The 12,657-nt window shown below is 65.8% G+C and carries 15 protein-coding genes and 1 pseudogene; 5 read left to right on the forward strand and 11 right to left on the reverse strand.

Annotated features, from left to right (window positions below; all coding sequences use genetic code 11):
* Position 1: 1 nt before the first annotated feature.
* The 4 genes and pseudogenes from M1D40_RS13535 to sigE all read right to left on the reverse strand — a co-directional run bounded on the left by M1D40_RS13535 (position 2) and on the right by sigE (position 2,052).
* Positions 2–427 carry a sec-independent translocase gene (locus M1D40_RS13535; protein ID WP_341393486.1) on the reverse strand — a complete coding sequence of 142 codons (426 nt, stop codon included), beginning with the start codon at positions 425–427 and terminating at the stop codon, positions 2–4.
* Positions 428–497: 70 nt separating this feature from the next.
* Complete coding sequence (locus M1D40_RS13540; protein WP_461171091.1) at positions 498–1,193, reverse strand: hypothetical protein; 696 nt, start codon at positions 1,191–1,193, stop codon at positions 498–500.
* A gap of 177 nt (positions 1,194–1,370) precedes the next feature.
* Positions 1,371–1,433: pseudogene (locus tag M1D40_RS13545) on the reverse strand (hypothetical protein); the annotation flags it as partial.
* A 4-nt stretch (positions 1,434–1,437) separates the two neighbouring features.
* Positions 1,438–2,052, reverse strand: a complete 615-nt coding sequence (gene sigE / locus M1D40_RS13550; RefSeq protein ID WP_461169160.1) for an RNA polymerase sigma factor SigE — start codon at positions 2,050–2,052, stop codon at positions 1,438–1,440.
* Between the two features lie 238 nt (positions 2,053–2,290).
* On the opposite strand from sigE, the gene M1D40_RS13555 reads away from it, so the two are divergent.
* Complete coding sequence (locus M1D40_RS13555; protein ID WP_461169161.1) at positions 2,291–2,929, forward strand: O-methyltransferase; 639 nt, start codon at positions 2,291–2,293, stop codon at positions 2,927–2,929.
* Between the two features lie 4 nt (positions 2,930–2,933).
* Here the strand turns inward: M1D40_RS13555 and M1D40_RS13560 are convergent, their stop codons facing one another.
* The 6 genes from M1D40_RS13560 to M1D40_RS13585 all read right to left on the reverse strand — a co-directional run bounded on the left by M1D40_RS13560 (position 2,934) and on the right by M1D40_RS13585 (position 7,935).
* Complete coding sequence (locus tag M1D40_RS13560; RefSeq protein ID WP_461169162.1) at positions 2,934–4,505, reverse strand: leucyl aminopeptidase family protein; 1,572 nt, start codon at positions 4,503–4,505, stop codon at positions 2,934–2,936.
* 90 nt (positions 4,506–4,595) lie between these two features.
* On the reverse strand, positions 4,596–4,763 hold the full coding sequence (locus M1D40_RS13565; RefSeq protein WP_152219550.1) for a DUF3117 domain-containing protein: 168 nt from the start codon (positions 4,761–4,763) through the stop codon (positions 4,596–4,598).
* A gap of 155 nt (positions 4,764–4,918) precedes the next feature.
* A complete protein-coding gene (locus tag M1D40_RS13570; protein ID WP_461169163.1) occupies positions 4,919–6,175 on the reverse strand; it encodes a hypothetical protein in 1,257 nt (418 codons plus the stop codon).
* Positions 6,165–6,743 carry a DNA-3-methyladenine glycosylase I gene (locus M1D40_RS13575; protein ID WP_341393480.1) on the reverse strand — a complete coding sequence of 193 codons (579 nt, stop codon included), beginning with the start codon at positions 6,741–6,743 and terminating at the stop codon, positions 6,165–6,167. Before M1D40_RS13575 ends, M1D40_RS13570 begins: the two co-directional genes overlap by 11 nt.
* The gene (locus M1D40_RS13580; RefSeq protein WP_461169164.1) at positions 6,740–7,126 is read right to left on the reverse strand and encodes a DivIVA domain-containing protein; all 387 of its coding nucleotides are present in this window, start codon (positions 7,124–7,126) and stop codon (positions 6,740–6,742) included. The genes M1D40_RS13575 and M1D40_RS13580 overlap by 4 nt, the downstream gene beginning before the upstream one ends.
* Before the next feature lie 38 nt (positions 7,127–7,164).
* Positions 7,165–7,935 carry an LOG family protein gene (locus tag M1D40_RS13585; RefSeq protein WP_341393478.1) on the reverse strand — a complete coding sequence of 257 codons (771 nt, stop codon included), beginning with the start codon at positions 7,933–7,935 and terminating at the stop codon, positions 7,165–7,167.
* Positions 7,936–8,071: 136 nt separating this feature from the next.
* Between M1D40_RS13585 and M1D40_RS13590 the strand changes: the two genes are divergently transcribed.
* The 4 genes from M1D40_RS13590 to M1D40_RS13605 all read left to right on the forward strand — a co-directional run bounded on the left by M1D40_RS13590 (position 8,072) and on the right by M1D40_RS13605 (position 11,468).
* Complete coding sequence (locus M1D40_RS13590; protein ID WP_341393477.1) at positions 8,072–8,863, forward strand: amino acid ABC transporter ATP-binding protein; 792 nt, start codon at positions 8,072–8,074, stop codon at positions 8,861–8,863.
* A 102-nt stretch (positions 8,864–8,965) separates the two neighbouring features.
* On the forward strand, positions 8,966–9,817 hold the full coding sequence (locus M1D40_RS13595; protein ID WP_461169165.1) for a glutamate ABC transporter substrate-binding protein: 852 nt from the start codon (positions 8,966–8,968) through the stop codon (positions 9,815–9,817).
* A gap of 104 nt (positions 9,818–9,921) precedes the next feature.
* Positions 9,922–10,596, forward strand: a complete 675-nt coding sequence (locus tag M1D40_RS13600) for an amino acid ABC transporter permease (protein WP_461169166.1) — start codon at positions 9,922–9,924, stop codon at positions 10,594–10,596.
* Positions 10,593–11,468 (forward strand): amino acid ABC transporter permease, encoded by an 876-nt coding sequence (locus M1D40_RS13605; protein WP_341393474.1) that lies wholly within the window; start codon positions 10,593–10,595, stop codon positions 11,466–11,468. Before M1D40_RS13600 ends, M1D40_RS13605 begins: the two co-directional genes overlap by 4 nt.
* Before the next feature lie 81 nt (positions 11,469–11,549).
* Here the strand turns inward: M1D40_RS13605 and dapE are convergent, their stop codons facing one another.
* Positions 11,550–12,641, reverse strand: a complete 1,092-nt coding sequence (gene dapE / locus M1D40_RS13610) for a succinyl-diaminopimelate desuccinylase (protein WP_461169167.1) — start codon at positions 12,639–12,641, stop codon at positions 11,550–11,552.
* Positions 12,642–12,657 lie beyond the last annotated feature (16 nt).

Genomic DNA, 12,657 nt, shown 5'->3' on the forward strand with positions numbered 1-12,657 from the left:
CCTAGGTGGCTTCGGAATCGAAGGGCGCCCGGTCTCCGGACTTCAGCCGCATCAGCGGTTTGACGGCCGGCGGGGAGGTGGGCGCCGCAGCGCTTTCCGCTCCCGGTGCCCGCGTGCTTCCGCGGGGGGCCGCCGGGGCAGGGCGGGCGCTGACAGGTTTGACGGCGTCCTCGATGTCGTCAAGCAGCGCTTCCTTGATGATTCGGCGCGGATCGTATTGCCGCGGGTCCAGCTTCCGCCAGTCCACTTCGTCGATCTCGGGGCCCACTTCTTCGCGGAGCTGTTCCCTGGCTCCGGTGGCCATCCGCCGCAGTTCACGGATTAGCCGGGCCAGCTGGGAAGCGTACTCGGGCAGGCGTTCCGGCCCCAGCACCACGACAGCGAGAATTCCCAGGACGAGCAGCTCATATCCGTTGATTCCGATCACCTGTGAAGACTACCTTTCCCGCAGTCCTGCAGGCCACTCGCCGGGCGGGGGCATCCGCGGAGCGGCCCGCTCAAGACCCGGTCCCGGTCATGACGGACAGTCCGCGCTGAACCCGGTCCCAGAGGCCCTGCGCGGTGTCGGGGATATGGCGGGCCAGCCGGGACGACTCGGTGAGGGAGATCTCGCTGACCGCGTCGTCCAGGACTTTCTCCGCCGGAGTGGCGGCAACGGAGTAGGTGACCCGCTGTGAATCCACGACAGCCTGGTGGGGACGCTGCGGATGGAGCCAGACCTTCGGGCGCCCCGGGTAGGTTCCGTCCTTGCGGAGGACAAAGCCCTCCTCCGTGACGGTGTGTCCGCTGATCCCGTCCAGGGCAGGTTCCGGAGTTCCGGTGTCGGACCTTGTTTCGTACACCGTTACCGTGCTTCCGTTCCCCTCAAGGGTCATGATCACGGCAGGTTGCCCGCCAACGCGTCCCGAATGTGCTGCAACCAGCGACATTCCCACCGTCTGCAGTTCCGGACAGGTCCAGCCGTGGCTCCTCAGAACCTCTATCTGATCGGGTGTCAGCAGGTGACCCTCACCGCCGGTGACTTCGCTCCAACCGGCAGCCAGGCTCGGAGCCGAGGCTCTGAGCGCAGTTGCCTGGGACCATCCGCCCAGCAGGTACGCGGTGGACAGGACCAGGCCGACGGCGGCGAGGGCGCCGGCGGCAAATTTGAGGCCCCGGGAACGGCGGCGCTTGCCGGCGGCCGGGGTCGGCACCTCCGCGTACCCCTGGGCTCCGGCACTTTCCGGACGCGCAGTGCGTTCGATATGCTCCCGCAGATTGGGGCCTGGTACCGGAATTTCCGCTGACCGCAGACGGCTGCGAAGCCGGCGCTCCCGTGCAGCCTCGGCACGGCACGCGCTGCATCGGGATAGATGAGCCTCAACTGCAGCGGCTCGGGCAGGACTGGCCTCGTTGTCCAGGAACTCCTGCAGCAGACGTTTGGGATGTCGCATGGAATCAGCTGGCGCCCGCCACGCGTGGGAGGGCCAGCCGCGGTCCGGCACCGCGCCGCTGCTGAGGGTCGCGGTGTGCCAGCTTCTCTTTCAGCATGGTCCGGCCCCGGTGAATCCGGGAACGCACAGTGCCGAGTTTCACTCCGAGGGCGAGCGCAACCTCGTCATAGGAGAGCCCCTCAAGGTCACAAAGGACAACGGCGGCACGGAAGTCAGGCGGGAGTTCGTCCAGCGCCCGGGTGATATCGACGTCGAGATTGTTGAATTCAAAGCTGCGCTCGGGCCCGGGCCCGTTGCTGGGCAGGCGGCTCTCGGCTTCCTCGCTCATGCCGTCAAAGCGGATCCGGCTCCGGCGGCGCGCCTGGTCCAGGAAAAGGTTGGTGGTGATGCGGTGCAGCCAGCCGTCGAGGGTGCCGGGCTGGAACTTGTCCAGGGATCGGAAGACCCGCACAAAAACCTCCTGGGTGAGGTCCTCGGCGTCGTGCCGGTTTCCGGTGAGCCGGTAGGCCAGACGGTAGACTTTCGCTGAATGCGCCGTCACGACCTCCTCCCAGGTGGGCCTGACCCACTCGGAGTCTGCCGCTTCGGCTGGCGCTTGGGGCGTCGTCGTCATGGTCATCCCTCCTTCCCTGGTTCCGGCCGTACGCCCGCAGGGCGTACGAATTCCCGGTGCTGTTTCCTGCATAATTATGTTGACGCATCAATCTGGGAATTGCCTGTTAGCACGCACCGCGCGGCCGCACAAGAGCGGTTACCGTCCCGTTTGAGTCGGCGCGCTCCCTCCGGAAGACGGGCGGACAGCCGCGTGGCCCTAAGCTTGACTAAGCATGCTTCCCCTTCCAATGAAAGTGACACGAATGAGCGCCGACAAGCAGACCAGCTGGTCCTACACGGAGGGACTGCCCTTCGAGGACGAAGTTCTGCTGCGCGCGCGGGAGCGCTCCTATGAACTTGGCGTTTCCCCGATCTCCACCGGTGTCGGGGCTGCCCTGACGGTCCTGTCAGCCGCTTCCAAGGCCCAGACCGTGGTGGAAGTGGGAACCGGAGCAGGCGTTTCCGGTGTCTGCCTGCTGCGCGGCCTGGGACCGCAGTCCGTGCTGACGACCATCGATTCCGACGTCGACCATCTGCGGGCCGCGCGCGAAGCGTACCGGGAAGCCGGAGTGCCGGGAAACCGGACCAGGACCATCTCGGGGCGCGCCGCCGAGGTCCTCCCCCGGCTCACCGACAGCGCCTACGACATGGTCTTTATCGACGCGGACAAGCCGTCGTTCCCGCTGTATGTGGCCCAGGCCGTGCGCCTGCTCAAGCGCGGCGGGCTGCTGGTGGTCAACGATGCGCTGGACCACGGCAAGGTATCCGATCCCGCGGTGCGGGAGGCAACCACCAACACCATGCGCAAGGTGGGCAAAGCCATCCGCGAGAACGAATCCCTCGTTTCCTCGCTGCTGCCCACCGGCGACGGCCTGCTGCTGGCCGTGAAGACCGGCAGCTAGGCTCTCAGCTGCCCTGCGGAATGTCCCTGAGATAGGAAATCAGCAGGCGGGTACCGAATCCGGTGGCACCCTTGGAAACTTCATGGGTATCTGATCCGGCACGCATGGGGCCGGCAATGTCGATATGGGCCCATGCCGTGCCGTCGACAAACTTCTCCAGGAACAGCGCGGCCACGATCGCACCGGCACCGAACTTGAGCGCGGGCGGCGCCACATGCGCCAGGTCCGCAGTGGCTGAATCCAGTGCGTAGTCATACTCGTGAACCAGCGGCAGCTGCCAGACCCGGTCTCCGGAAGTGCTTCCGGCCTTTTCCAGTGCAGCGAGCAGCTGCGGAGAATTAGCAAACAGTGCTCCGTACTGCTGGCCCAGTCCCAGCGCGGCCGCCCCGGTCAGGGTAGCCACGTCCACCAGGACATCCGGTGCCAGTTCCGCCGCCGCATAGGCAAGTGCGTCGGCCAGGACCATGCGGCCCTCGGCGTCCGTGTTGCCGATTTCCACGGTTGTGCCGTTGTAGGTCTTCACCACGTCTCCTGGGCGGTACGCGGATGCGCCTATCGCGTTTTCGGCCAGCGCCAGCACCGCGGTTACCCGGTGGGGAAGCTTCAGCGCAGCCGCGGCCTCAACCGCGGCCAGCACAACGGCGGCACCGGCCATGTCCATTTTCATGGCCATCATGGCGTCGCGGGGCTTCAGCGAGATTCCCCCCGAGTCAAAGGTGATGCCCTTGCCCGCCAGGACGATGTGCTGGCCTTCTCCGGACTCCGGCCGGTAGGAAAGCTGCACCAGCCGCGGAGGATGGGCGGATCCTGAGCCGACCGCCAGCAGCCCGCCAAAACCCTGCCTGCGGAGTTCATCCTGGTCCAGCACGGACACTTCCAGTCCGGCGCGGGTTGCGGCGGCACTGCTCTGTGCTGCCATCCACTCGGGGGTTGCCCGGTCCGGCGGGAGGTTTGTCAGATCCCGTGCCAGCCAGACGGCGCGGGCGGTGATTTCGGCGATCTTCAGGGCCTCCGGGTCCAGCCCGGTCACTTCCATTTCCTTCGCCACGGGAGGGCCGGCAGGAGTTTTGCCCTCCCGGGGAGCCCGGTACCCGCCCAGAAGGAAGCCCTCCACGAAGGCCTGCTGGGCGGCAGCGTCCAGACCGTCAGCAACGGCGGTGCGGATCCGCCGGGCGCCCCGGGTGGCCCGGGCAAGGGCGGCACCGGCACGGCGCATGCTCAGCACCGATTCATCACCGACGCCAAGGAAAATCAGTTTGGCCGGCATCTGGCCGGTCTTGCCTGCGGGCGGCCCCACCAGGAGAGACTCACCGGCTTTGCCGGTGACTCCCTCAGCGGCGGCACGGGCAGCCACGTCCACCTCGTACCAGAGCGCCGTTTCCACGGCGCCCCGGCGCGGCTGGGGCGTGGGATGCAGCGCCTCCTCCGAATCCTCCCGGAGCGTTGTCTGCGGAGCGGCCGCCATGGCAACAGCCAGGACGTCGACTCCTTCGTCAGGCTCCGGCCGCAGCCCGGAACCGGCGGCGGGAATGCCGGCCCCCGGCTGCAGCGGTTCCGCCGCGGACACAGCGGTCATTGCCGTGCCCTGCGGCTCAAGCCCTGCGGCTGCCCCTGCCGGGGTGGCCCTGGAGGATCCTCTGGGAGGTCGCTGCATCTGTTTGCGTTCCTAGCTCGTGGCGCCCAGCAGGCAGTCTTTCAGCTTGCCGGCTTCCTCTGCGTTCAGCTCAACAACGAGACGGCCGCCGCCGTCGATCGGCACTCGCAGGATGAGGCTCCGCCCTTCCTTGGTGACCTCCATTGGTCCGTCCCCAGTGCGCGGTTTCATTGCAGCCATGTTCCAGTTCCCCTTTCACAGTGCGCTGCGGGCAATCCCCCAGTCACATGTAACCCTCTGTCGCACGGCCTCAAACCAGCTCCGGCGGCAATTGTCCTTCATTATTCCGCACAAAGGTGACGCAAACGAAATTTCGTGTGTTCCCCGCCACAGGATCAGGGTGGATAATCCCCTCCGCCGGGAAGCGGTGTCCATCTCCACAGCCACGCCACCCAGACAATCTGGAGAACCAGGAACCCCGCGGCCACCGTCCAGCGGTAGGCACGGGAGGTGCTCAGAAACGCCAGCGCCAGGCCCAGCGGAAACAGCGGCAGCAGCAGCCGAAACGTGCTGGTCAGCGGGTTCAGGAAGGCAAACAGGTACATCAGGTACGCCGCGCACCATACCTGCAGCTCAACGCCCAGCCGGCGCACGGAGCCGGAATTCAGGTACAGGGCAGCCAGGAGCACCAGGAGCAGGAGCGCTGCCGGACCGAGAACCGGGCCGAACAGCCGCTCCGCCTCGTCGAACCAGGGCTTGAACAGCAGCAGGTGATCACCGCGCCAGGCAGTCTCCGTGTCCGTGTAGGCACGCAGATCCCCGGTGACGGCCCAGGCGAGCGCGGGCCACGCGAGGGCGCCGACGCCGGAGGCCAGGCCCAGCACGATCATCCGCCAGGTCTCGGCCAGGGAAAACGGTTCGGTCCGGCGTCGGATCCACCGGCGGATAAAGAGCACCAGCATCATCAGTGCGAAGGCCACCCCCACCGGGCGGGACAGGCACATCACCAGCACCACCGGCACCGCGGCCAGATAACGGCGCTGCACCAGCAGGTACAGGGCCGCGGCGAGCAGCAGCAGGTTCAGTGACTCCGCATAGGGCACCTGCAGGATCGGCGATACCGGATTGACCGCCACGAACACAACGCCCCAGAGTGCGGTTCCGGCCGAAGCCTTCAATGCAAAGAGCCGGTACACCATCAGAGCCGCACCGAAACCGGCGGCCGTGGCAACCACCGGCCCCAGGACTTCCCATCCCAGTCCCGTTACGGCCGCGAGCGCCCGCACCAGTCCCGGAAAAAGTGCGTAGAACGCCCATTCATTCTCCAGCGCCCGCCCGGTTGCGTCCCGCGGTATTTCGGCGGGGTAACCGCCGCTGAAGATCTTTCCGTACCATTCGCTGTCCCAGGCTCCGATGAACTGCAGGTACGACGGCGTGCCCTCCCACCCCCAGGGGTTCAGCTCCTGCCGGGCGGCCACAGCCAGGAACAGGCCGAAGGAGAACAGGCGGGCAAGGGCCCAGACTGCGAGGACCTTCGCGTACCAGGGCCAGCGGCCAAAGGCCCCGGCCGCCGCAGCGGCTGCGCCGGCCAGGACGCGGTTGGGCCCTGACGCCCGCTGCTGGTCATTGTCCGGGGCAGCCCTACCCTCCATGGCGCACCCAGCAGCTTTCCAAATGATCGTTGACGAAACCGGTGGCCTGCAGCATGGCATAGGCCGTGGTGGGCCCTACAAAGCGGAATCCCCGCTGTTTCAACGCCTTGGCCAGTGCGGTGGATTCGGCGGTTACCGCGGGAACATCCGCAAGGGTTCGCGGTGCCGGACGCGACGGGTCCGGGCGGTGCTCCTGAAGCAGCTTTTCCAGGCTCTCGCCTACGGGCAGCTGCAGCAGTGCCCGGGCATTGGAGATGACGGCGTCGATCTTCGCACGGTTCCGCACAATTCCGGCGTCGGCCATCAGCCGTTCACGGTCAGCGTCGGTATAGCCGGCGACGACGGCCGGATCGAAACCGGCGAAGGCTGCCCGGAAGGCAGGACGTTTGCGCAGGATCGTGATCCAGCTCAGGCCCGATTGGAAGGCTTCCAGGCTCAACCGTTCAAAAAGGGCATCTTCCCCGGTCACCGGACGGCCCCATTCCTCGTCGTGGTACCGCTGGTAGTCGGGGCTGCTGACGGCCCAGGGGCAGCGCAGCAGTCCGTCGGTGCCGGCTGCAGTACTCAAGGACGCACTTCCGGCTCTTCGGGCCCGCCCGGTTTTTCCGCTTCTTCCGGACCGGAGCTGCGCTGAGGCTTCCGCAGGGCGTCCAGAGCTGCATCCCGCTCGGCGAGCGCAGCCGCCAGCCGGGACAGGACCTCGTCAACCTGGTCCATGCGATAGCCCCGCAGTGCCACGGAGAACCGCAGCCGGCCGATATCGGACGCCTGCACCTTCTCGGGCAGCAGGACCGGGGGCAGCCTGGGATCCGGTTCGGCCAGCCCGGGGTCGCCGCCCGTCCCCGGAGCGACGGGTCCGGCTGCGGATTTGCGGTGCAGCGGAAGCCCTGTGGCAAGGAGGGCAACGGCTCCTGCGGCAAAGACTGCCAGGAAGACCAGGATTGTTGTCACAGAACCATCGTGCCAGATGAGGCGGCTGCCCCGGGCCGCTACGGGGAGACGTGCCCGGCGCTGTCGGTGATCATCAGCCGTACAGCCTCCGCCGGATCATCCACCACGTGGATCAGGTCGAGGTCTTTGGCCGAGATCATGCCCTCACCCAGCAGAGTTCCCCGGACCCAGTCCATGAGCGGGCTCCAGAATTCGGTGCCGATGAGGACGATCGGGAAGGACGTAACCTTTTGGGTCTGCACCAGGGTCATGGCTTCGAAGAGTTCATCCATGGTGCCGAAGCCTCCCGGAAGGACGATGAATCCCTGGGCGTACTTGACGAACATGGTCTTGCGGACGAAGAAGTACCGGAAGTTGATGCCCAGGTCCACCCAGTCATTCAGCCCGGTTTCAAACGGGAGCTCAATGCCCAGGCCCACCGACAAACCCTCAGCTTCAACCGCACCCCGGTTTGCGGCCTCCATGGAGCCCGGTCCGCCGCCGGTGATGACCGCCAGCCCTTCCTCCGCGAGCAGCCGCCCCACTTCCTCACCGAGTTTGTAATAAGGCGAGCCGGGGAGGCTGCGGGCGGAGCCGAACACGCTGACTGCAGGACCGAGCTCGGACAAAGTGCCGAAGCCCTCCACGAACTCGCTCTGGATGCGCAGCACGCGCCAGGGGTCGGTATGCGTGAAATGCGTCTGGTCGCTGCCGTCCAGCAGGTAGCGGTCCGACTGCGGTGCAGCAGCCTGCGCCCGGCGCAGTTCAACGGGTCCCCGCTTCCGGGGAGTGCCGATACGGGGACGGGACGTGTTGTCGCTGAGTTCCATGCTTCAAGGGTAAGCACATGTGTGGCAGCGGTCTCACGCCGGCCGCGGGCCGTGTTTGGTTGCTCTTGCGTCACGATTGCGGAGAAATTGTGGACTATGACACATTGCGGACACAATCATTGGCTATCTTCTTCTTATGACCCGTGACACATCCGAAGGCGCTACGCCTGATTCTGCATTGCCTGATTCTGCTGCTCCTCTTGTCTCGCTCAAGAACGTCAACAAGCACTTTGGGGACCTGCACGTCCTGCAGAACATCAACCTCGACGTAGCCCGCGGCGAAGTGGTCGTGGTGATCGGACCGTCAGGTTCCGGAAAGTCCACGCTCTGCCGTGCCATCAACCGGCTCGAGACCATCGACGACGGCGAAATCGCCGTTGACGGAAAAGTCCTGCCTGCCGAGGGCAAGGCCCTTGCCAAGCTGCGCGCCGACGTCGGCATGGTTTTCCAGTCCTTCAATCTCTTTGCCCACAAGACCATCCTCGACAATGTGTCGCTGGGCCCGGTCAAGGTCAAAGGCATGAAGTCCGCCGAAGCGAAGAAGCTCTCGATGGACCTGCTGGAACGGGTGGGAGTGGCCAACCAGGCGAACAAGCTTCCCGCCCAGCTCTCCGGCGGCCAGCAGCAGCGCGTGGCGATTGCCCGGGCGCTGGCCATGAAACCCAAGGTCATGCTGTTCGACGAACCCACCTCGGCGCTGGACCCCGAGATGATCAACGAAGTCCTGGACACCATGGTCGGTCTGGCCAAGGAGGGCATGACCATGATCGTGGTAACCCACGAGATGGGATTTGCCCGCAAAGCCGCCGACCGCGTGGTGTTCATGGCCGACGGACAGATCGTCGAAGAGGCCACGCCGGAGGAATTCTTCACCAATCCCAAGAGCAGCCGGGCCAAGGACTTCCTGGGCAAGATCCTCGCCCACTAGCCGGGCCGGTCCGCACTTACCGATATACAGATTCACACGTTGGGGGCAACCCCTTGAAGCAAGGCCAACCCGTCCGGTTAGGCCGCTAAACAAGGAGAAATCATGCGCAAGACCCGCTACGCAGCAGTGGCATTCGCCGCTGCCGCAGCACTGACCATGTCCGCCTGCGGAGGCGACTCCGGCACCGAAGCCGGCAGCGGCGAGACCGGCTCCGGTTCCGGCGACACCATCAAAATCGGCATCAAGTTCGACCAGCCCGGCCTGGGCTTCATGGAAGGCAACGAGCCCACCGGCTTCGACGTCGACGTCGCCAAGTACGTGGCAGAGGACCTGGGCTACACCGGAGAGCAGATCGAGTGGGTGGAAACCCCCTCCGCACAGCGCGAAAACGTGCTGGAAAACGGCGAAGTGGACATGATCTTCGCTACCTACTCCATTACTGACGCCCGCAAGGAACGCGTGGGCTTCGCCGGACCGTACTTCATTGCCGGCCAGGACCTGCTGGTCAACGCCGACAACAGCGACATCAACGGCCCCGAGGACCTCAACGGCAAGACGCTGTGCTCGGTCACCGGTTCCACTTCCGCACAGAAGATCAAGGACACCCTCGCGTCCGACGTGAACCTGCTGGAGCAGGGCGGCTACGCCAACTGCGTCACCGCCATGCAGGGCGGCCAGGTTGACGCCGTCACCACCGACGACATCATCCTCGCCGGCCTCGCCTCCACCGATGCCAACTCCGGCAAGTTCAAGGTGGTCGGCAACCCGTTCACCGAAGAGCAGTACGGTGTGGGCATCTCCAAGGACAGCGACCAGTGTGAGGCCATCAACACGGCCATCCGCACCATGGTCGAAGACGGTTCCTGGGAAGAGGCCATCAAGGCCAACACCGAGGGTGCCGACTACACCTACAACGATGAGCTGAACCCGCCGGAGCCTGCAGCCTGCGCATAGGCACATCAACCGGCGGTGACCCGCCGGCGTAAACCTCGGTGCATGCGAAGGACATTGTTTCCTTCGCATGCACCGGTTTCTTTCTCTCACAGAAGAGGTACATCATGGGTGGTTTCTTCGCCCTCTTCGAGGATTACGACGTCGTCGCCGCGTTCTGGGTCAACATCCAGCTGGCGTTCTGGGCGGCCCTCGCATCGCTGGTGCTCGGCACCGTCCTCGCCGTCATGCGGATCTCGCCGATCGCCAGCCTGCGCTGGTTCGGCACTGCCTACGTCAATATCTTCCGCAACACCCCGCTGACCATCATCATGGTGTTCTCGGTGCTGGGCCTGTGGGGCCAGCTCCAGGTGAACTTGGTCAAGGACTTTGACCTCAACTTCTTCCTGCTGGCGGTCCTGTCCCTGAGCATCTATCACGCAGCCTTTGTCTGCGAGGCGATCAGGTCCGGCGTGAACACCGTTCCGCTCGGCCAGGCCGAGGCGGCCCGGTCCATCGGCCTGTCCTTCCTGCCCGCCGCCTGGCTGATCATTCTGCCGCAGGCCTTCCGGGGCGCCGTCGCACCGCTGGGCAACGTGCTGATCGCCCTGGTGAAAAACACCACCGTGGCTGCCGCTGCGAGTGTGGCCGAGGCCTCCGGCCTCATGAAAACCATGATTGAGTTCCGGCCGGACGTTATGACCCAGATCTTCCTGACCTTTGCCATTGGCTTTGTCGTCATCGTGATCCCCATCGGCCTGCTCACCACCTGGGCCTCGAAGAAACTGGCGGTGGCCCGATGAGCACCCAAGCTGTCCTGTTCGACGTTCCCGGGCCCCGGGCGAAGCGCCGGATCCTGGTCTTCAACATCCTCGGCGCACTCTTGGTCCTGGGCATCCTCGCGGTGGCCGTCAACGGGCTGGCCGAAAAGGACCAGTTCGAAGCCGCTAAGTGGACGCCGTTCCTGGAATGGAGCACCTGGCGCTTCACGCTGCTGCCCGGCCTGCTTGCAACCCTGAAGGCCGCCGGCGTCGCCGTCGTCACCTCCATCGCCTTTGGCCTGCTCTTCGGCTTCGGCCGGCTCTCCGGGCTGGCCCCGCTGCGCTGGGTATGCGACGTCGTGGTGGAGTTCTTCCGCGCCGTCCCGGTGCTGCTGATGATGATCTTCCTGTACCAGTTCTTCGCCAAGTCCACCCCGATGGAAGCATCCAGTGCTCCGTTCTGGGCGGTTGTGGTGGCGCTGACCCTCTACAACGGATCAGTGATCGCCGAACTGGTGCGCTCGGGCGTCTTCGGGCTGCCCAAGGGCCAGCGCGAAGCAGGGCTGGCCATCGGGCTGACTCCGGCCCAGTCGCTGCGCAGCATCGAGATTCCGCAGGCCCTCGTGGCTATGCTGCCGGCGCTGCTGGGCCAGTTTGTCGTGATCCTCAAGGACTCGGCACTGGGCTACATCATCGGCTACACCGACCTGCTGGCCAACGCCCAGCGCTTCGGTGCCGGAGCCGGCAACATGCTGCCGTCCCTGCTGGTGGCCGCAGCCATCTTCATTCTGATCAACATGCTGCTGACCTTCACCGCGCAGCGGCTCTCCCGCCTGCTCGGCGCACGCGCCGGCAAGCTGCTGCAGCGCGAGGATGCCATCGACCCTGAAGGCGTGGAAGCGCCGGTCAAGTAGCTTCTGCTCCAGCGGGCGAACCGTCCGCGGCAGCAAAAAGGGGAGGCCGGCCGGCCTCCCCTTTTTTGCTGCCGCCTTGAGCTAGCTGAGCCAGCTGCGCAGCGCCGCCAGGCAGGCCCGCACGGCGTCGGCGTGCACGTGCTCGTTGTCCGTGTGCGCCAGCAGGGCGTCCCCCGGCCCGAAGTTCACGGCGGGGATTCCCATCTCGCTGAAGCGGGCGACGTCGGTCCAGCCGTACTTGGGTTTGGGTTCGGCACCGACGGCGGCCACAAAGCTGGCTGCGGCCGGCCGGTCCAGGCCGGGCCGGGCGCCCGATGCCGCGTCAGTGCGGACCAGGTCGAACCCGGTGAGCAGGTTCCGCACATAGGCCTCTGCTTCTTCGATGCTCTTGTCCGGAGCAAACCGGTAGTTGATCTCCACGGTGGCTGCATCCGGGATGACGTTTCCCGCGGTTCCGCCCCAGATCTTGACCGCGTTCAGCGACTCCCGGTAGTCCAGGCCTTCCACCGCCACCGTGGCCGGCTCGTGGTCCCGCAGCCGGGTCAGGATCTCCGCCGCCGCATGGATGGCGTTCTCCCCCATCCAGGCCCGGGCGGAATGTGCGGCTTTGCCCGTGGTGGAGGCGTGGAAACGCATGGTGCCGTTGCAGCCGCCCTCCACGGTGCCGTTGGTCGGTTCCAGGAGGACAGCGAAGTCGGCGGCCAGCCAGTCCGGGTAGCTGCGCTGCAGCCGGCCCAGCCCGCTCAGCGAGGCTTCGACTTCCTCATGGTCGTAAAACACGTAGGTCACGTCCCGGTTCGGTGCCGTGAGTTCCGCGGCCAGTGCCAGCTGCACCGCCACGCCGCCCTTCATGTCGGTGGCTCCCCGCCCGTACAGCACGTCGCCGTCCCAGGACGACGGCACTGTTCCGCGGGAGCCTTCCACCGTCGGCAGCGGCACGGTGTCCAGATGTCCGGCCAGCAGGACCCGTTCCCCGCGCCCCAGGGACGTGCGCGCAATAATGGAGTCGCCGTCGCGCACCACCTCCAGGTGCGGAAGCTCACGAAGCACCGCCTCCACGGCGTCGGCCACGTTCTTTTCATTGCCGGAGACACTCTCAATGTCCATGAGGTCGGCGGTCAGCAGGGCAACGTCGCGGGTCAGGTCCAGGGTCCGGGATGGCGTGTCAGTCATGTCTCCACCCTACCGA

Source organism: Arthrobacter sp. Z1-15 (assembly GCF_054792395.1).

Coding starts and splice junctions, on each gene's coding strand:
- sigE (WP_461169160.1), bottom strand. CDS start 2,052: ATGACCATGACGACGACGCCCCAAGCGCCAGCCGAAGCGGCAGACTCC.
- M1D40_RS13555 (WP_461169161.1), top strand. CDS start 2,291: ATGAGCGCCGACAAGCAGACCAGCTGGTCCTACACGGAGGGACTGCCC.
- M1D40_RS13560 (WP_461169162.1), bottom strand. CDS start 4,505: ATGACCGCTGTGTCCGCGGCGGAACCGCTGCAGCCGGGGGCCGGCATT.
- M1D40_RS13565 (WP_152219550.1), bottom strand. CDS start 4,763: ATGGCTGCAATGAAACCGCGCACTGGGGACGGACCAATGGAGGTCACC.
- M1D40_RS13570 (WP_461169163.1), bottom strand. CDS start 6,175: ATGGAGGGTAGGGCTGCCCCGGACAATGACCAGCAGCGGGCGTCAGGG.
- M1D40_RS13585 (WP_341393478.1), bottom strand. CDS start 7,935: ATGGAACTCAGCGACAACACGTCCCGTCCCCGTATCGGCACTCCCCGG.
- M1D40_RS13590 (WP_341393477.1), top strand. CDS start 8,072: ATGACCCGTGACACATCCGAAGGCGCTACGCCTGATTCTGCATTGCCT.
- M1D40_RS13595 (WP_461169165.1), top strand. CDS start 8,966: ATGCGCAAGACCCGCTACGCAGCAGTGGCATTCGCCGCTGCCGCAGCA.
- M1D40_RS13600 (WP_461169166.1), top strand. CDS start 9,922: ATGGGTGGTTTCTTCGCCCTCTTCGAGGATTACGACGTCGTCGCCGCG.
- M1D40_RS13605 (WP_341393474.1), top strand. CDS start 10,593: ATGAGCACCCAAGCTGTCCTGTTCGACGTTCCCGGGCCCCGGGCGAAG.
- dapE (WP_461169167.1), bottom strand. CDS start 12,641: ATGACTGACACGCCATCCCGGACCCTGGACCTGACCCGCGACGTTGCC.